The following is a 17,746-nucleotide window of genomic DNA, read 5'->3' on the forward strand; positions in this document are numbered from 1 at the left end:
GAGCCGGTCAATCGCCAACCGGTCAACGGGCGCAAGATCGACTGGATTAAATGGGTCATCTGGATTCCGTGGATCAGCCTGATCGCCTGGATGGCCTTTCGCGCCGGAGGCTATTCCCGCGTAGATTTTCTACATCTGACGGAAAATGGCATCTCGGTAGATGAACCCTTTAAATATGTGATTTACTATATAGTAGTGTTGCTCTTTGTGGGGCTGGCGGCGTTCGCGGGACGTCGAGCGGGTTGCCACACGATATGCTGGATGGCACCCTTCATGATGATCGGGCGTTGGCTCCACAATCAGTTTGGTTGGGCTTCGCTGCGTCTGATAGCGGATGCCTCGGTGTGCAGTGATTGCAAATTGTGTGCTAAAAATTGCCCCATGAGCCTGGATGTGAATGCGATGGTGCAGCTCGAGCAGATGGAAGACCTGGAATGTATTCTCTGCGGCACTTGTGTAGATAATTGCTCGCGCAGCGCCATTCGTTATGCTTTCAGCGCAGATGGGCATTTTGCAAAAAGATGAACGCGTTCCCAAAAATTATTTAAGTTTGAAGAATTGGAGAATATCAAATGACGTTACAACTATCTAGCGATCAAGTATGGCAGGCCATTGAGAAAGAACTTTTCGGTGTTCTTGGCGTGGTGACGGAAAATGGTGAAGCCCGCACGGTCGGGATTGTTTACGCGGCTATTGGTGGAAAAGTTTATATTGCCACAGGTAAAGACACCTGGAAAGCGCGCCATACTCGCCTCAACCCTCACGTTTCTATGACGGTCACGATCCCCAAGCGAATCCCTTTGATGCCCTTTATTAAAATTCCCGCGGCGACGATCACCTTTTCGGGCGTGGCCACGGTTCAGGATGCCGATCAGGTTGAGAAAAGCGTCGTGGTGGCCCTGTTGCGCGGACTTGCCGACGATGAAGAGTTACTGGCGACGATGTGCGTGATCGAAGTCCAGCCTAAGGGCGAATTCATCACCTACGGAATTGGCGTCCCTTTGATGACCATGCGCCACCCCGAGCAGGCGCGCGGCCGCGCTCCGATGGAATAAGTTTTACCCACCTTCAGCGATAATTTCGTCAATTGAAGTTATGATCGCATCGGCGTGGGCTGAAAGTGCGAGGATATTGTTAGAATGAGAAGCCACGCCGATGCGGTAAGCAGCGTCGGCGTTGATAGCAAATTGCATATCGCTGATCGTATCGCCAACCATCATCATGCGCTGGGGGGCAATTTCTAGCTGCCTGGCGATTTCCCAGAAGGCTTCCGGAGCTGGTTTGCTGGGCAGCGAATCGTCACCACACACCATCGCACTGATAAAATCGGCGATACCAAGATATGCCAATGTAGCTTCGGTCATGGCGCGGTTATCGCTGGTAACGATTCCTATGCGGATATTGGCGCGCGCAAGTTGCTCCATTGCTCTTCTGGGATTGCCGATGGGGATAATTTCCTCTGTCGTAAAATTGGCATTCATCGTATTTTGGGCGCAAATTTCGGCTTGTAGACGGGCTTCATGCCAGGGGAAACCGTACCGGCAGATCACACCCGCTGCCAGCGTATTGAGTGTATCCATTGTGGCAATGGCCAAGGGGCTTTCGGCGCGCAGGCCAGGGGGAGTCGGCGAATAGCCAAGCAGATCGAATAATTCGTACATAAAAGTTGAATTCAGTGACAGGTTGGTCGCGATGGCTTCGACCCATTTGTGTGTACGGGACAACCAAATGGCGTCAAATTTTACCAGAGTGTCATCTTTATCAAAGATAATGCAATCTACATCAAATTGTTGCTGGTGAATGGTGATAATGCTCATTGTGTAGTAACTTTCTGTGTTGGTAATCACAAAATTTTATTTGACAACTAAACCGTCCAGATGGTATAGTTATTTATTGTAGACGCAGTTACGGCGTCGTGTCAATGTGCGAATCGTAAAAAATTTCACGAGTATCTGTGTTTATCAGATGAATATGCATGCGGAAAGGAGGTTGCTCTCGATCAACTGAAGAGTAGAAATTTATCCAAATTCCTAGTTTCAAATAAATGATTGATAAGAGGAGTAAAAATAATGTCACGTAAAAAATTAATGAGCATTTTGATCTTGCTAGTCGCTTTCTCGCTCTTTACCATTGCGGCAAGCCCTGCTCAAGACCCCGTACCCCCCGAAGCTCCCGAAGGAACGCTGCGGGTTGCCCTTTCAACTTTCCCCAACTCTCTGTTTATCCCCCTAACAGCTGAACGTAATGCCGACAATGCTGCCACTCAACTTTTTGACAGCCTGGTGTATTTCAATCCAGAGGGCGAACTTCAACCCGCATTGGCAGAAAGCTGGGATATTTCCGAGGATGGCACGGTTTATACATTCTATCTGCGCGAAGGTGTCACCTTCCATAATGGCGAAGCCTTCACCGCTGATGATGTGATTGCCACCTGGGAGTCTGGTTCAGAAGTGGGCGAGTGGACCGACAAATACACCCTCGTGACGGTTGAAAAAGTGGATGACAATACGGTCACGCTGACCACCGAAGCCCCGAATCCGGAATTGTTCGATACAATTTTTGACTTCTGGGCCATTATCCCCAATGAATATTACGCCGAAGTTGGACTGGATGGTTTCCAGGAACACCCGATTGGTACCGGCCCCTTCATGTTCGTGGAATGGGTAAAAGGCGATCATATTACCTATACCGCCAATCTCGACTACTGGATGGAAGGCTACCCGCTGGTTGAAACCCTGATCTTCCGCCCGATCCCCGAATCAGCCACCCGCGTGGCTGCTGTTTCGGCTGATGAAGTGGATATTGTTGGTCGTCTCTCGTCCGAGGAAGCTGCCAGCCTGGAAGGCGTTGAAGGCGTTACCGTTGTTAGCTACCCGGTTACCCGTATTTTCTATATTGCCTTCAACAACCTGACTACAGGTGTAGATCAACCCACCATGGATGCCAAAGTACGTCAGGCGATGAACTACGCCGTAGACGTAGACACCATCATTGATGCACTGTTTAACGGTCATGGCGTTCCAGCGGCTGGTTATGTCGCCTCCAGCGAATTGGGTTATGGTATTGTAGACCCCTTCGGCTATGATTCTGACAAAGCCATGACCTTGATGGCTGATGCCGGTTATGCAGATGGTTTTGAAATGGATATGGCTTGCCCCGCTGGCGCTTATACCAACTTCGAAGAAGTCTGCGAAGCCGTGACCGGTTACCTGGCCGAGATTGGCATTACGGTCAACCTCGAGATCATGGAATCCGGTCAATACTGGGAGCTTGAAGCCGCCAAAGAACTGCCCCCGCTGTTCGGCGATAGCTGGTCGGCAAGCTCTGGCGAAGCACTGCGCCGCCTGACGGGTGCTTTGGGTGGCTGGGATGCGGCTTACTCTGCATGGTCTGACCCGATGATTGATGATCTGTTGGCGAAGATCTCCACCACCGTCGACCGCGACGAGCGCAAGGCGCTGTACGAAGAACTACAAGTTTACATGCAGGAAGATCCGCCCTTCATCTATCTGTATGAGCCGGTGGCCTTTGAAGCTGTTCAGGATCGCGTGATGGACTACTATCCTCACTCACAGGAAAGCTATTGGCTGTTCGAAACCTGGGTTACTGCTGAATAGTCGTACCAACCCTGGGTTTCAGACCCTAGGTTAAACAGGTGCCTGCCCGGAGCGTGTAAAAAACTCCGGGCGGGCACTCACTCCTCCCGGAGTCTGATACCGGTATTTTATTGTGTCAACCTTATCGTCGAATTTCCATTTTTAGATAATTTCATCCCATTTTCCACAGGAGAAAAATTCAAAATGAAAACCGTTAGAGAGACGGTTGATGTTTTGGTTGCTGGTGGCGGCACTGCCGGACATATTGCCGCTTTGCAGGCTGCCAGAGCTGGCGTGAAAACGGCGGTGATTGAAGCAGGATCGATGCTGGCCGGAACGATGACGGCTGGCGGGGTGAATATGCCCAATCATTTTTACAGTACCATGGGGCCGGTTGTGTTGGGTATTCCGTGGGAGCTTTATACAAAATCGAAAAAAATTGAAGGTCTGCCGATCCCCGATTATACGAAGCGGCGGCCGGTTGAATCGCCGGGGTATTACAGTTATATTAATGTGCCCATTTATGTGGCCGTGGTGGAGGAAGCAGCCGTCAAGGCGGGCGTGATTATCCATTATCACGAATTTATTTCAGACGTGAGGGCCGTGGGGGATTTTTGGGAGGTGACTTCGCTGGGGCGTGGAATCCAACGAGTGACGCGGGCGCGTGAAATTATAGATGCTACCGGCGATTCCGACGTGGTGCGGATTTTGGGCCTGGCGGTGATGCGTGACGAAGTGCGCCAGCCGGGGAGTTACCAGTACAAGATTGAGGGGATTGAATACGAGCAAATTTGGGAAGGCGAAGTCCAAAAAATTTACGAAGAAGCCATGGCGAGCGGGGAACTGCAACAAGGCGATTTTTCGTACCCAAATATGCTGCCCTTCAAATATTATCTCGACCACGGCGGACACAACGGCACACACATTTACAACTCGGATACTTCCGACGTGGACGGTCAGACCGCGGCCAATCTCGAAGGGCGTGCCCGCATGTTGCGCATGTTTAATTTCGTTACGTCTTCGATACCCGGCTGTGAGCGGGCGGTGCTAAAAACAATGTATCCGCGCGCTGTGGCGCGCGAAACCTATCGCACAGAGGGCGAATATATCATCACTAAAGATGATTTTATGCAAGCCACAGACTTTGAAGACAAAATTTGCAACGCCTTCAATTATATAGATATGCACAGCGAAGAGCGCGGCTGCGACGTCACTTTTCATGACGATCAAACCCTGTTGCCAAAAGTGCCCTTCCGGGCGTTGATTCCCAAGGGCAGTACGCGCATCACCGTTGCTGGACGCATCGTTTCGGCACACCGTGTGGCCTTAGGCGGAATCCGCGCCCAATGTATTTGCATGGCGATGGGGCAGGCCATGGGCGCAGCCGCGGCTTTGGCTGTACAGCGCAAAATTCCCTCACGAGAGATTAGCGCGAAAGATATTGTCGCCCTAACCGTTGAGCACGGGGCAGTACCCGTATAAAAAAACACGCAATGGAAATGAAAATGCAAACGTCCAATCCCAGCATTTTGCTGATTATGGTTGACCAGTTGGCCGCTTCGGCTTTGCCGGTTTATGGTCATCCGGTTGTAAAAACGCCGCATCTGTCTGCTTTAGCTGAAGATGGCGTCGTTTTTGAACAGAGTTATTGCAATAGCCCGTTGTGCGCTCCCTCGCGGGCCTCGATGCTGAGCGGACAGTTGCCATCTCGCATTGGTACATTTGACAATGCGGCCGAGTTCTCATCAGAAATCCCCACAATGGCGCATTATTTGCGGGCTATGGGCTATCAAACCAGCCTGATTGGCAAAATGCATCTCATTGGGCCAGACCAACTCCACGGCTTTGAAGAGCGCCTCACCACAGATATTTATCCGGCTGATTTTGGCTGGACGCCAGACTGGAACCAGCCGTCGGAAGATCGTTTTTCGTGGTATCACAATATGCTCAGCGTTGTGCAGGCTGGGCAGTGTGTTACCAGCAATCAGCTTGATTTTGATGAAGAAGTAGCCTTTCGATCTGTCTGTAAAATTTTTAACCTGGCCCGCAGCCCGGATGAGCGCCCCTTTTTCATGACCGTCTCTTTTACGCACCCGCACGACCCCTTTGCTATTCCCCGGCGTTATTGGGATTTGTACGAGCATGACAATATAGACATGCCTGCTGTGCCCCTCTGCGTTATGACCAGCTTGATCCCCACAGCCAACGTTTGTACACCATGTGCGCTATGGACGAATTTGATCTGACTGAAGCCAGGGTTCGCAATGCCCGGCACGCCTATTACAGCGCCATTAGTTATATTGATGAGAAAGTCGGCCAAATTTTGGAAGCTCTGAAATCGGCTGGCCTGGATGAAAATACCGTGATTGTCTTTACCTCTGACCACGGCGAAATGCTGGGCGAGCGGGGCCTGTGGTACAAAATGAACTTCTTTGAATGGTCGGCTCGGGTGCCGCTGATTGTGCATGCCCCGGGGCGGTTTCCGGCTCGGCGGGTACACCAGAATGTGTCGCTGGTAGATTTGCTGCCCACACTGGTTGATCTGGCGGCCAACGGCGGAACGCCCGAATTGGCAGCTCCGGTTGATGGGGCCAGTTTGGTGCCCTTGATGCAAGGAGATGACGATTCGGCCTGGGATGATACAGTTTACAGTGAATATTTGGCGGAGGGAGCTGTAGCGCCTTGTCTGATGGTTTTGCGCGGTCGATTCAAATACATGTACAGCGAATCAGACCCGCCCCAATTCTATAATCTGGAAACCGACCCCTATGAATTAACCAATCTGGCCGGGCAGCCGGATTTTGCTGCGATTGAGCAGTCATTGCATATCGCGATGTTAGCCCGCTGGGATCCCCCTGAGTTAAAAGAAAATATTTTGCAAAGCCAGCGACGGCGGCAACTGGTAGCTCCGGCCTTGGCACAGGGGCTGCACACGGCCTGGGACTTTCAGCCGTATAATGATGCGTCAAAACAATATATGCGCAATCATCTGGATTTGAATGATGTAGAGCGCCGTGCCCGCTATTCCTCCCCGGAAATACCGCCGCCTGATGTTTTAAAAAAAAGTAATGCAAATTCTTGAACCATCAAAAACAATTGAAGTTATTGCTGAAACCGACGTTTTAGTTGTCGGCAGCGGGCCGGGCGGGCTGGCGGCGGCGATAGCCGCGGCGCGTGAAGGTGTTTCGGTCATGCTCGTAGAGCGCTACGGTTGCTTTGGGGGCGTGATCTCGCAGGTTGGCGTGGAAACGATTGCCTGGTATCGCCACGAAGGCACCACCGATGTCGAAGGCATCGGCCTCGAATTTGAGCAGCGCGCCAAAGAATTGGGCGGCACGTCAAAAGAACCCCAATCGCAGAGTGAAGCGCTCGACGCCGAGATGTTCAAATTTGTCGCCGACCAACTCGTGAGCGAGTCCGGTATCCGTCCATTGCTGCATTGTTCGGTCGTCGCTCCGATCTTAGAGGGCAACACCATCAAAGGTGTCATCACCGAGAGCAAGATGGGACGCAAGGCCATCCTTGCCAAAGTTGTGATCGATGCCTCCGGCGATGCCGATATTGCTCATCGCGCGGGCGTACCCTGCTGGAAGATGCCCAAAGACGAGATGATGGGCGTGACCGTGATGTTCTCCTGCGCTGGAATCAAAAAGGCGCGTTTTCAGGAATATATTCGCGCCAACCCATCTACATACAGAGATTGGGGCAAGCTCTGGAATATGAAAACCACGGGCAAAGAAGATGATCTGTTCAGCACCTACCTCGAAAAACCATTTAATCTTGCTCGTCAGGCGGGCATTATCCCCGAAAATATCAAAAGCATCGGCGGCACCTGGAGTACGATCACCGACGCGGGCGAAGCCACGAACCTGAACATGGTCTATATGACCGGCTACGATTGCACCAATGTTTGGGATTTAACCGCCGCCGAGATCGAAGGCCGCAAACAGGCCATGCTGGCGATTGAAGCCATGCGCTCTTTTGTGCCCGGCTTTGAGAATGCCAAATTGCGCAATTTTGGTATGACTTTGGGGACGCGTGATTCTCGCAAAATTAGCAGCGACTACTCCCTGAGCGGCCACGACGTCCGCAATCAGGCGCAATTTGAAGATTCGATTGGCATTTTCCCCGAATTCTTGGACGGCTACGGTCTGTTGGTACTACCGACGACCGGGCGTTATTTTCAGGTTCCGTATGGCATTCTTGTGCCGAAAAACATCGATAATCTACTGGTCGCTGGTCGGAGCGTAGGAGGTGATAAAATTGCCCATAGCGCTACTCGCAGCATGATGTGTTGCACAGTGACCGGGCAGGGTGCGGGCGTAGCCGCCTCAATTGCCGTAAAAACGGCTTGCACCCCTCGAACGACCGATATTAAGCGTGTTCAAGATGCGCTTATCCGTCAACAGGTGCGGTTACGATAGGATTACGTTTCGCGCGATAAATTTGCATGAAACGTAAAATATAAAATTGTAAATTGGAGGAGGCTATGCACCGTTATTTGTTTTCGAAGTTAGCCCAATCGCTGCTACTTTTGTTTGGGGTCTTGTTTCTTGTTTTTATGATGGTGCGCGTCACCGGCGATCCTGCCGCTTTAATGATGCCGCGCGAATCATCGCCCGAACAAATTGAAGCATTTCGTGAAGAGCTGGGCTTCAACGATCCGCTAATGACTCAATTTGGACGTTTTATTGTCGAGGCCATCCAGGGCGATTTTGGCAATTCGCTGCATTTCAAAACTCCGGCTTTGCCGCTGGTGGTAGAGCGATTGGGCGCCACAGTTGAGCTTGCCGTAGCTGGCCTGCTGATGGCGATGATTTTTGGGATACCCATTGGTTTGATTGGTGGATTTACTCCCGGCGGCTTAACCGATAATATTGGCCGCTTCATTGCTTTGATGGGACAAAGTATCCCCAACTTTTGGCTTGGTTTGATGATGATCTTGTACTTTGGGGTGGAGTTAGGTTGGTTCCCCACCTTTGGGCGTGATACCTGGCACTCGGTGGTGATGCCCGCCTTTGTACTGGGCTTGCCAGTTCTGGGCCAAATTGTGCGCCTAACACGTTCTGCCGTACTCGAAATCCGCGGCGAAGATTTTATCCGCACCGCCCACAGTAAGGGGCTGGAGCCGAAGACCATCTATACCAAGCACGTGCTGCGCAACGTGGCGATCCCATTGGTGAGTGTGATCGGTGTGCAATTCGGCTATATGCTGGGTGGTTCTATCTATATTGAAGCCATTTTTTCCTGGCCGGGCATGGGCGGACTGCTGGAACAATCGATCGGCTGGCGCGATTTTCCGTTGGTGCAGGCGATTGCTGTGTTTACCAGCGTGATCGTTCTGGCGCTGAATATCGTCACCGACATGGCTTACTCTATCATTGACCCGAGGATTCGCTATGGCCGATAATACTACTCCGAAAACGGTTGACAGCCTGCTCGATACCGAGAAAACCTTCAAGGATCGTGTGACGTATTTTGGCCGCTTCTTATGGCGTGATCGCAGCGGTGTTATCGGTTTGATCGTATTCCTGATCGTTGTGTTTGCGGCGGTATTTGCGCCGATGATTACCGATCAAAGCCCGCTCGATCAAGATTTACGCTCCAGTAAGATGCCGCCCGCCTGGCAAGAAGAAGGCGATTGGGCGCATCCCTTTGGCACCGACAGCCTGGGGAAAGACATCTTCAGCCGTGTGCTTTATGGAGCGCGTGTCTCGTTGATGGTCGGCCTCTTTGGGGTGTTGATCGCCGGGACGCTGGGTATGATTGTTGGTGCTATCGCCGGGTATGCCGGCGGGCGCCTGGATGCGGCCATTATGAGCGGCGTCAATTTGATTTTGTCATTGCCGTATCTGCTGTTTGTGGTTTTCATTGCCGCAGTGTTGGGGCGTAGTCTCCTGAACGTGATTCTCATCTTTGGGATTACAGATGCTCCCATTTTTGCACGCGTCACCCGCGGGGAAGTCCTGCGCATCCGTGAGTCGGGCTATGTCGAATCGGCGGTCAGCGCCGGGGCGCGTTGGCCGCGCATTCTCTTTGACCATATCCTGCCCAACCTGCTTGGACCGTTGATTACCCTGGCGACGTTTGAAATGTCTCGTATGATCTTCTATGAGGCCGGTTTGGGCTTTTTGGGCTTGAGCGTGCCGCCCAATGAATATCCCACCTGGGGCAATATGCTCGCCGCTGGCCGCAAATATATGACCAGCTACCCCTGGATGGCATCCTTCCCGGGGTTGGCGATCATGTTCACATCCCTGGGAATGAATCTGCTGGGCGATTGGCTGCGCGATGTGCTTGATCCGCGCATGAGGCGTTCGAGGAAATGAGGCGGTAAATCATGGCAAAAATCTTGGAAGTAAAAGACCTCGTCACCAAATTCTACACCCTGGATGGTGTCGTTAACGCCGTCAATGGTGTCAGCTTTGATCTGGAAGAAGGCGAAACCCTGGCAATTGTGGGCGAAAGCGGCAGTGGCAAGAGCGTTACCATGATGTCGTTGCTGGGCCTGATCCCGATGCCCCCGGGCAAGATTGAAGGTGGCACGGCACACTTCACCGGTGTTGGGGGACGTCACGATTTGTTACAGATGACGCCCGAAGAACTGCGCGAAGTGCGCGGGGGGCAGATTGGGTTTGTGTTTCAGGACCCCATTTCTACACTGAACCCGATTCTGACGATTGGCGAGCAAATCGCAGAGACGCTTACGCGCCACAAAGGCATGACCAAAGATGAAGCCCGGAAACACACGATCAAACTTCTGGGCCAGGTGGGCATCCCCGACCCTGAGTTGCGCTACAAAGCCTATCCGTTCCAATTTTCTGGGGGTATGCGCCAGCGAGTGGTTATCGCCATCGCCATCGCCTGTACTCCCCAGATCATTATCGCTGATGAGCCAACGACTGCGTTGGATGTAACCGTTCAGGCTCAAATTGTAGAATTGTTTAAACAGTTGCGCGAAGCTTTGGATGTAGCTGTGATTTGGATTACGCACGATTTGGGCGTTGTGGCCGGGATCGCTGAACGGGTTTTGGTGATGTATGGCGGCAGGCCAGCGGAAATTGCTTCGGTAGATGATCTATACGAGCGCCCTCAACATCCCTATACTTTGGGTCTGCTCGGTGCGTTGCCCCGTCTGGACGCGCGCGAATCAAAGCGACTGGTGAGCATACAGGGTGCGCCCCCTGATTTGCTGCTGCCGTTGCAACACTGCCCCTTTGCGTGGCGTTGTGATTTTGCCTTTGAGCGTTGCTGGCAAGAGATACCTTCCCTGATCACGGTGGGCGAACGCCACGAAACGTCATGTTTCTACGATCTGGAGAAAGGAGCGCCGCGTGATGTCTGATAATGGAACCTTAGTGCAAGTAGCGAATCTCAAAAAACATTTCCCGATTAATGGAGGAATCCTCGGTCGTCAGGTTGGCGCTGTCAAAGCCGTGGATGGCATATCATTTGATATTATGCGCGGTGAAACGCTGGGGATGGTTGGCGAGAGTGGCTGTGGCAAATCCACCGCTGGGCGTGCTATCCTGCAATTGCACAAGCCCACTGCGGGCCAGGTTATTTATGATGGCGCAGACCTTACAACAATGAATGCCGAAACGTTACGTGTTCTGCGGCCCAAGATGCAAATGATCTTTCAGGACCCCTACGCCACTCTCAACCCGCGCCATCCGGTGAAGAAAATCGTGGGTGAACCATTGGTGATCCACGGCAGAATGAAAAAAGGCAGCGCCGAATTGAGTGATCGGGTAGCTGAATTGCTGGAATTGGTTGGTATGGATCCCGCCTATATGCGTAGATTTCCGCACGAGTTTTCTGGCGGTCAGCGACAACGCATAGGCATTGCCCGCGCCCTTTCGCTAAATCCAGACTTCATTGTCTGTGACGAACCGATCTCGGCGTTGGATGTGTCGATCCAGGCTCAGGTGGTGAATCTGATGCAGGATTTGCAAGAGCGATTGGGCGTCGCCTACTTATTTATTGCGCACGACTTGAGCATGGTGAAGCATATCTCGCATCGGATTGTGGTGATGTATCTGGGCAAGGTAATGGAGTTAACTGAACGTAATACTCTATTTGATGACCCCTTGCATCCGTATACCCAATCGCTCAACTCTGCGGTGCCAGTTCCCGATCCCAAAACAGAGCGCGCGCGGCAGCGGTTCATCCTCAAAGGTGATCCGCCCAGTCCGGCGAATCCGCCTTCGGGCTGTGTTTTTCACACGCGCTGCCCGTTGACGGTTGAGAAATGCATCAGGATCGAACCCGAGTTTCGGGAAATCACCCCCGGGCATTTTGCAACCTGCCATCTAGCTGATGAAAAGGGCAGCAGCAAGATACCGGAACAAGCAGACCTGAGCTGAGGAGGCATGTCATGGAATTTCCCCTGAATGTGGATGTGCATTGCGCCGATGGGTATTGTGGCCGCTCCACGCATATCATTCTGAATCCCGTCACTGAGCAAGTCAGCCACTTTGTTGTCCAGGAACGTCAATCGCCGGGCATCGAGAGGCTGGTTTCAATCATGCTGATTGCTACCACAGCGGCTGAAGTCATCTTGCTGCGTTGCTCAAAAGAAGAATTTGCGAAATTAGAAGCTTTCAACGAACCAGACTTTATCTACGCTGATGTACCTCAGCATACCACCTCGCCGAACCTGACAATGCTCTGGCCTTACGTACTGCCGGTGAAACGCATCATTGACGAAAAAATCCGGCGCATCCCCCCGGGCGAGTTGGCTGTTCGTCGGGGTGCGCGGGTGCGTGCCACCGACGGCTGGGTTGGCACGGTAGATGAGTTTCTGGTTGGCCCGGTGAGTGGCAACATCACCCATTTGGTATTGCGTGAGGGACATCTGTGGAAAGAAAAGGATGTCACTATACCTGTTGCGCAAATCGATCATATTGAAGAGAAAGTTGTTTACCTGACGGTAAATAAAGAAACCATTGCCGCTATGCCCAGCGTGCCTGTCAAGCGGCGCTGGAAGTAAATGATTGTCTAAAAATAACTTCCCGAAAAATGGGTTCAATCTGTGCAAATTGCTGCTCAATTCCCCAAATCATATTTAGATTGAACCCATTTTCTCCAAGAATTTATTTCTGGATGTTAACTAAGCAACCCCAAAAAGGAAAGATAATAAATGAGTAATTATCGCGACCTCAACACCTCTGCACGCATTCTATTAGGGCCAGGCCCCAGCATGGTTTCGCCGCGCGTGCTGCGCGCCATGGCTCAGCCCCCTGTGGGGCATCTGGACCCGCAGTTTCTGGAAGTAATGGGCGATGTGCAGGCCTTACTGCGCTATGTTTTCCAAACCGAAAACCAGCTCACCATCCCCGTTTCGGGGACGGGCAGCGCGGCGATGGAAGCTGCTTTGTGTAACTTCATTGAGCCCGGCGACGATGTTCTTATCGCCGTAAATGGCTATTTTGGTGAACGTCTCGTGGATATGGCTGGCCGCTATGGCGCGCAAGTGGATCGCATTGACCGCCCCTGGGGCGAGGTTTTTACTCCCGAAGAAGTGGAAGCCACCCTCAAGCAAAAGCGCTATAAACTCATGGCGATTGTCCACGCGGAGACCTCCACCGGCGCGTTGCAGCCGCAGGTTGCCGAGATTGCCGCCGCAGCGCATCGTCACGGCGCTTTGCTGGTGCTGGATACAGTCACTTCATTGGGCGGCGTTCCCGTAGAGATCGATGCCTGGGATGTGGATGTGGCCTACAGTGGCACACAGAAGGCGCTCTCCTGTCCCCCTGGTTTATCGCCGCTGACGGTTGGCTCCCGCGCTCGCGAGGTGCTTGTCAATCGCAAAACAAAAGTTGCCAATTGGTACCTGGATATGAGCTTGCTGACCAAGTATTGGGGCAGCGAGCGCACCTATCATCACACCGCGCCGATCAATATGAATTATGCTTTGCGCGAAGCCTTGCGCATTGTGGATGAAGAAGGGCTGGAAGCTCGCTTCGTGCGTCACCGTGCCTTTGCCGAATTGCTCTGGCAAGGTTTAGAAGACTTGGGATTGCCCCCACGCGTTCCGATTGAATATCGTCTGCCTACGCTGACCACCCCGCAATTACCCGAGGGTGTTGAAGATGCGGCTGTGCGCAAACAATTGCTAAGTGAATATAATATCGAGATCGCGGGTGGCTTTGGCCCTCTGGCTGGTAAAATTTGGCGCATCGGCCTGATGGGGTATAGCAGCCGCCGCGAGAATGTCACGCTGTTGTTGGCAGCGCTGAAAGAATTATTGTAGGTACTGATAATTTTCAGGTTTGCAAAACAATCGCAGATAGCCACAGGTTTTATCTGTGGCTATCTGCGATTGTTGTTAAACTGTCTTCAAATACTCGCGCACTAGCAGCGCCGCGGTTGCGCCCTCACCGGCTGCCGATGCGACTTGCTTCGTGCTGTCGGCGCGTACATCTCCGGCGGCGAAAATGCCGGGGGTGCTGGTTTCAAGCAGCGCGGGATCACGCGCTTCGAATCCGGCTGGACGCGTGCCATCGTGGATCAGCGTATGCCCGGTGGTGATGAAGCCCCAGGGATTAGTATCCACACCGGAACCAGCCAGGAACCCGGTGTTGGGATTCTGCCCGATGAACGTGAACACCCCCGCGGGATGGATTTCATCATTTTTCTGAGTCTGCCTATCCTGGATAATCACCGTGTTCAGTTTGCTCTCTGCTCCACGAAACTCCACCACATCAGTGTGAAACCGGATGTCAATCTGAGGGTGTGATAGCACCTTTTCTTGCAGCACCTGGCTGGCATTCAGTTCGCCGCCACGCACCAGCAGTGTGACGCGTTCCACAAATTTCGTCAGAAAGAGACTTTCTTCGGTGGCGCTGTTCCCGCCGCCGATCACTGCCACGGGTAGCCCCTTGTAAAATGGCCCGTCACAAGTAGCACAAAAATGGATTCCTGCACCAATATACTCATCCTCCCCCGGTACATTGAGATGTTTGTAACGGCTGCCAGTGGCAACGACCAAAGCCTTGGCACTATATTCGCTGCCGTCATCGGTGAATACGCAGTGATAATTATCATGGCTATGGATGCGAGTGACATCTTGCGCCTGGAGTAGTTCGACCCCAAAACGCTCGGCCTGAAGACGCAGTTGTTTGGAAAAATCGGCTCCAGAGATGCCCTCGGAGAACCCTGGCACATTATCGAGCCATTGGGTTGTAGCTGCCTGACCGCCCAGCGCAGCGCGTTCAATCACCAGCGTTTCAATACCTTCGCGGGCCGTATAAAGCGCCGTCGTCAATCCGGCAGGACCGCCGCCGATCACAATTAAGTCATAGTGACTGCGATTCGCTGTAGTTTTAAGTCCCAGTTTTTGCGCCAATGCAGCATTGGATGGTTCTACTAGAATCGAGTTATCTTCGAATTCAATGGTCGGGATGATGCGTTTCCCGTCGTTTTTTTGCAACACATAGGCTTCCCCAGCCTTGTCCTGTTCAATATCAACCCAGTTATAAGGTATCTGATGTTCGCCGAGAAATTGCTTGCTGCGGCGACAGTCGGGGCACCAGTAGGCGCCATAAACGGTGATGTTGGGTGTTGGCATATGTATTCTCCTTTTACTTCATCCCTATGGAGGGGATAGGCGCCGAATTTCTTACGCACTCATGTGCTTAAAACTTGCCCCTTATGTGGTAGACACGCGCCCCAAAGATGGTTTAGAATGGAAAGATGAATTGTCCAAAATGTCAGCATACAGAATTTCAGCCTGCAACGCCTTGTGTGCATTGCCAGTTTTCCGGAGATGCAGCCAGGGTTGAAGAACTAATGCATGTCAATTGGCTCCTGGGGGAAATCGAAACCTGGAATTCTGAGCCAATGCTTCGTGCGGCTCAAGACGCGATCCGCAAAATCTACACGCCCCGTCAACGAAAATTGCAAATCGCTCTGGAATTACGCCAACCACCCTTTAGCGACAAAGAAGCTGCTCTGGCCTGGGCGGAATTATATCAGCATGAAAGCCTCTTGCAGCGTCTGGAGCAATGGATCGCTTCCGGTACGCTCAGCGCACAATCTGCCGCGGCACTGCAAATCCGGCTGCGTGACAGGGTCGATGAATATTTGGAACGTCTGGAAGGACGCACGCGTCCCGATTTCCCCAGTGGTGAAGAGCACCTCAAGGTTGTCAATTTCATTTGCAATGCGGCCGAGTGGCTGGTAGAAGAAAACGCCTTTTCGACCCCCGAAATTGGTCTCAAGCTCCTGGCTGATCTGGAAATTGAAAAAGAAGCCTGGGAAATCAAGCTTGGCCTGCGGCCAATGTATCCACCGGAACCGCGATCGGTTGCTGCCCCCGTCGAAGAAACGCGCGCTGCGCCACCCACGCCCCCGCGACCGCCGCAAGCTCCATTGCGCGAGCGCCTGCGCCGCGCCCTGCTCTCGGAGCGCACGCTGTATGGCATTTTGTTCCTGGGTATTTTCCTGCTTTTTGCTGCGGCAGTTTCCTTCGTCGTTTGGGGCTGGAAAGATTTTTCCGCCCTGATGCGCGTCAGCACCCCGACAGGTTTCACGTTGCTTTTCTTCACCCTGGGCTGGTACGTGCGCACCCAAACTTCGCTTTCTCGCTCTGGCATTGCGTTGAGCGCCATTGCGGCGTTGCTCATCCCCATCGATTTGTACACCGTTTACGTCAATTTCGGCACACCGCCGCATTACTGGGCCGAGTTCTGGCTATTCGCTTCGCTGGTTTGTCTGATCGCTTATATCCTTGTGACGTTGCAGATTCAGAGTCGCTTCTTTGTTTATCTGGTGGGAACTGCCGCGGGGAGTCTGGTGCTAGGTGGGATCGAAGTGGCCCATCAGCGGATTGGCCTCGCGCGAGATTGGTACTCGGCGGGGCTGAGCGGACTCGCTCTAGGGCTGATTCTGTTGGCTTGGTGGTTGTCTCAACGCCCGGTGGAGAGCCGCTGGCGCATCTTCGCCGCGCCCTTCCGGGCGCTGGCCTTGCTCATCGTCGGCGCGCTGATGCCGCTGACCTTCGGCTGGCGTTTCATTGACCGCTCCACCTATGATACTTTGCACGCGGCCCTGACAGTTACCTGGTGGCTGGGGAGCCTGATCTTTGCCTGGGGCGCGCTGCAATACCGCAGCCGCAGTCTGGGCTTTTTAGCAACTGGCGCATTGCCCATCACCATCTACCTGACGCAGGCTGCGATATTTGACCGCGCCGGAATTCACCCAGCCTGGCACGCTTTTGGCTGGGCCTGTCTGGTGTTGCTCTATTTTGTCGCTGCTAAAATGCTCTCACAGCACGGCGCGGATGCCGTATTGCGCGACCACAGCCGCAGCGCGGCGCGTTGGGGCTGGGCGTTTTTAATTCTCTCGATTTTCTGGCCGCTGGTGGATCTCAGCGGTGGTGCGGCTGCCGCAGCCAGCCATGCTGTGCTGGCTGCGGCGTTGATACTGGCGACGTTATTCTGGCGACAACCCTGGCATCTGTATGGCGTGGCCTGGCTCGGTTTTTCATCGGTCACGTTTGTGCTTTCAGTTTTTGATTTCACCCTCAGTCAGGCTAGCATCGGCTGGATTTCGCTGGCCCTGGCATTAGTTATTGCGGCGGTCATATTGGGTAATCGCTCTGGTGCCGCGGGCAAGAAATTTGCTCCGCCTTTGATATACAGCGGTTGTGGAATTGCCGCGCTGGCCTTGCTGCCGCCGCTTTTTCCTTACGATGGCGGGCAAATGGCCTATTCCCTGGGCAATTGGCTGGGATTATCGGCCTGGGGCGCGGTGCTGACAGCGCGCCAGCAGCCCGGATTTAGCAAGTTTAAGGCACTGTTTCACTGGTTTGCGGCCTTGCCCTTGCCCTTCTGGGTGTGGATTCTTTTCACCAATCGCCGTCCGGCAGATTTCAGCCTGGCGCTGGCTTTAGCGGCGTTGGCCTGGGGAATGATTTTTCTGGGGCAGCGTTTGTCTTGCTTGAATTCTGCGCATAGGCATCCCTGGCGCTTGGTTGGCATCCTTTTAAGCTTTGCGGCTGTCATTACCGCGGCAGGCGTGGCGAGTAGGGGATACACGTTGCCCATCACGATTCTTTCGGCGGGGCTGCTCTATTTCGCGGATGCCTTCACTGGACTTTATCCAATTGGGAGCTTTCAAGTTGAATAACACACGGCTTCAAACAA

General features: G+C 52.9%; 14 protein-coding genes and 1 pseudogene. 13 read left to right on the top strand and 2 right to left on the bottom strand.

Annotation, left to right across the window (positions count from 1 at the left end; all coding sequences use genetic code 11):
* Both HN413_00940 and HN413_00945 read left to right on the top strand, forming a co-directional pair.
* Positions 1 to 525: 4Fe-4S ferredoxin (locus HN413_00940; protein ID MBT3388955.1), on the top strand; the 525-nt coding region annotated here is incomplete at its 5' end.
* A 47-nt stretch (positions 526 to 572) separates the two neighbouring features.
* Positions 573 to 1,055, top strand: a complete 483-nt coding sequence (locus tag HN413_00945; protein ID MBT3388956.1) for a hypothetical protein — start codon at positions 573 to 575, stop codon at positions 1,053 to 1,055.
* Positions 1,056 to 1,058: 3 nt separating this feature from the next.
* Here HN413_00945 and HN413_00950 read toward each other — a convergent pair whose 3' ends face one another.
* A complete protein-coding gene (locus tag HN413_00950; protein MBT3388957.1) occupies positions 1,059 to 1,817 on the bottom strand; it encodes an HAD family hydrolase in 759 nt (252 codons plus the stop codon).
* Positions 1,818 to 2,069: 252 nt separating this feature from the next.
* Here HN413_00950 and HN413_00955 point away from each other — a divergent pair, with 252 nt between their 5' ends.
* The 10 genes and pseudogenes from HN413_00955 (at position 2,070) to HN413_01000 (ending at position 13,851) form a co-directional block, all read left to right on the top strand.
* Complete coding sequence (locus HN413_00955) at positions 2,070 to 3,617, top strand: ABC transporter substrate-binding protein (protein MBT3388958.1); 1,548 nt, start codon at positions 2,070 to 2,072, stop codon at positions 3,615 to 3,617.
* 183 nt (positions 3,618 to 3,800) lie between these two features.
* Positions 3,801 to 5,078: an FAD-dependent oxidoreductase gene (locus HN413_00960; protein MBT3388959.1), complete on the top strand. Its 1,278-nt coding sequence runs from the start codon at positions 3,801 to 3,803 to the stop codon at positions 5,076 to 5,078.
* Positions 5,079 to 5,101: 23 nt separating this feature from the next.
* Positions 5,102 to 6,678: pseudogene (gene betC / locus HN413_00965) on the top strand (choline-sulfatase).
* Positions 6,665 to 8,020 (top strand): FAD-dependent oxidoreductase, encoded by a 1,356-nt coding sequence (locus HN413_00970; protein MBT3388960.1) that lies wholly within the window; start codon positions 6,665 to 6,667, stop codon positions 8,018 to 8,020. Before betC ends, HN413_00970 begins: the two are co-directional and overlap by 14 nt.
* 65 nt (positions 8,021 to 8,085) lie before the next feature.
* Positions 8,086 to 9,006 carry an ABC transporter permease gene (locus HN413_00975; GenBank protein ID MBT3388961.1) on the top strand — a complete coding sequence of 307 codons (921 nt, stop codon included), beginning with the start codon at positions 8,086 to 8,088 and terminating at the stop codon, positions 9,004 to 9,006.
* Complete coding sequence (locus tag HN413_00980) at positions 8,996 to 9,925, top strand: ABC transporter permease (protein ID MBT3388962.1); 930 nt, start codon at positions 8,996 to 8,998, stop codon at positions 9,923 to 9,925. Before HN413_00975 ends, HN413_00980 begins: the two co-directional genes overlap by 11 nt.
* 11 nt (positions 9,926 to 9,936) lie before the next feature.
* A complete protein-coding gene (locus HN413_00985; protein MBT3388963.1) occupies positions 9,937 to 10,941 on the top strand; it encodes an ABC transporter ATP-binding protein in 1,005 nt (334 codons plus the stop codon).
* On the top strand, positions 10,934 to 11,962 hold the full coding sequence (locus HN413_00990; protein ID MBT3388964.1) for an ATP-binding cassette domain-containing protein: 1,029 nt from the start codon (positions 10,934 to 10,936) through the stop codon (positions 11,960 to 11,962). The genes HN413_00985 and HN413_00990 overlap by 8 nt, the downstream gene beginning before the upstream one ends.
* Before the next feature lie 11 nt (positions 11,963 to 11,973).
* Positions 11,974 to 12,588 carry a PRC-barrel domain containing protein gene (locus HN413_00995; protein ID MBT3388965.1) on the top strand — a complete coding sequence of 205 codons (615 nt, stop codon included), beginning with the start codon at positions 11,974 to 11,976 and terminating at the stop codon, positions 12,586 to 12,588.
* A 150-nt stretch (positions 12,589 to 12,738) separates the two neighbouring features.
* Complete coding sequence (locus HN413_01000) at positions 12,739 to 13,851, top strand: alanine--glyoxylate aminotransferase family protein (protein MBT3388966.1); 1,113 nt, start codon at positions 12,739 to 12,741, stop codon at positions 13,849 to 13,851.
* A 75-nt stretch (positions 13,852 to 13,926) separates the two neighbouring features.
* On the opposite strand, the gene HN413_01005 is transcribed toward HN413_01000, so the two are convergent.
* A complete protein-coding gene (locus tag HN413_01005) occupies positions 13,927 to 15,168 on the bottom strand; it encodes an FAD-dependent oxidoreductase (protein MBT3388967.1) in 1,242 nt (413 codons plus the stop codon).
* A gap of 221 nt (positions 15,169 to 15,389) precedes the next feature.
* Between HN413_01005 and HN413_01010 the strand changes: the two genes are divergently transcribed.
* Positions 15,390 to 17,729 carry a hypothetical protein gene (locus HN413_01010; protein ID MBT3388968.1) on the top strand — a complete coding sequence of 780 codons (2,340 nt, stop codon included), beginning with the start codon at positions 15,390 to 15,392 and terminating at the stop codon, positions 17,727 to 17,729.
* The last annotated feature ends 17 nt before the right edge of the window (positions 17,730 to 17,746 follow it).

The sequence above is a fragment of the Chloroflexota bacterium genome, from assembly GCA_018648225.1.
Classification (GTDB): Bacteria; Chloroflexota; Anaerolineae; order Anaerolineales; family UBA11858; genus NIOZ-UU35.

Bases quoted from the DNA above. Each gene is read 5' to 3' on its own strand.
- HN413_00990 (MBT3388964.1), top strand. From the start codon at position 10,934: ATGTCTGATAATGGAACCTTAGTGCAAGTAGCGAATCTCAAAAAACAT.
- HN413_00980 (MBT3388962.1), top strand. From the start codon at position 8,996: ATGGCCGATAATACTACTCCGAAAACGGTTGACAGCCTGCTCGATACC.
- HN413_01000 (MBT3388966.1), top strand. From the start codon at position 12,739: ATGAGTAATTATCGCGACCTCAACACCTCTGCACGCATTCTATTAGGG.
- HN413_00985 (MBT3388963.1), top strand. From the start codon at position 9,937: ATGGCAAAAATCTTGGAAGTAAAAGACCTCGTCACCAAATTCTACACC.
- HN413_00960 (MBT3388959.1), top strand. From the start codon at position 3,801: ATGAAAACCGTTAGAGAGACGGTTGATGTTTTGGTTGCTGGTGGCGGC.
- HN413_00975 (MBT3388961.1), top strand. From the start codon at position 8,086: ATGCACCGTTATTTGTTTTCGAAGTTAGCCCAATCGCTGCTACTTTTG.
- HN413_00955 (MBT3388958.1), top strand. From the start codon at position 2,070: ATGTCACGTAAAAAATTAATGAGCATTTTGATCTTGCTAGTCGCTTTC.
- HN413_00950 (MBT3388957.1), bottom strand. From the start codon at position 1,817: ATGAGCATTATCACCATTCACCAGCAACAATTTGATGTAGATTGCATT.
- HN413_01010 (MBT3388968.1), top strand. From the start codon at position 15,390: ATGCATGTCAATTGGCTCCTGGGGGAAATCGAAACCTGGAATTCTGAG.
- HN413_00970 (MBT3388960.1), top strand. From the start codon at position 6,665: ATGCAAATTCTTGAACCATCAAAAACAATTGAAGTTATTGCTGAAACC.
- HN413_00945 (MBT3388956.1), top strand. From the start codon at position 573: ATGACGTTACAACTATCTAGCGATCAAGTATGGCAGGCCATTGAGAAA.
- HN413_00995 (MBT3388965.1), top strand. From the start codon at position 11,974: ATGGAATTTCCCCTGAATGTGGATGTGCATTGCGCCGATGGGTATTGT.
- HN413_01005 (MBT3388967.1), bottom strand. From the start codon at position 15,168: ATGCCAACACCCAACATCACCGTTTATGGCGCCTACTGGTGCCCCGAC.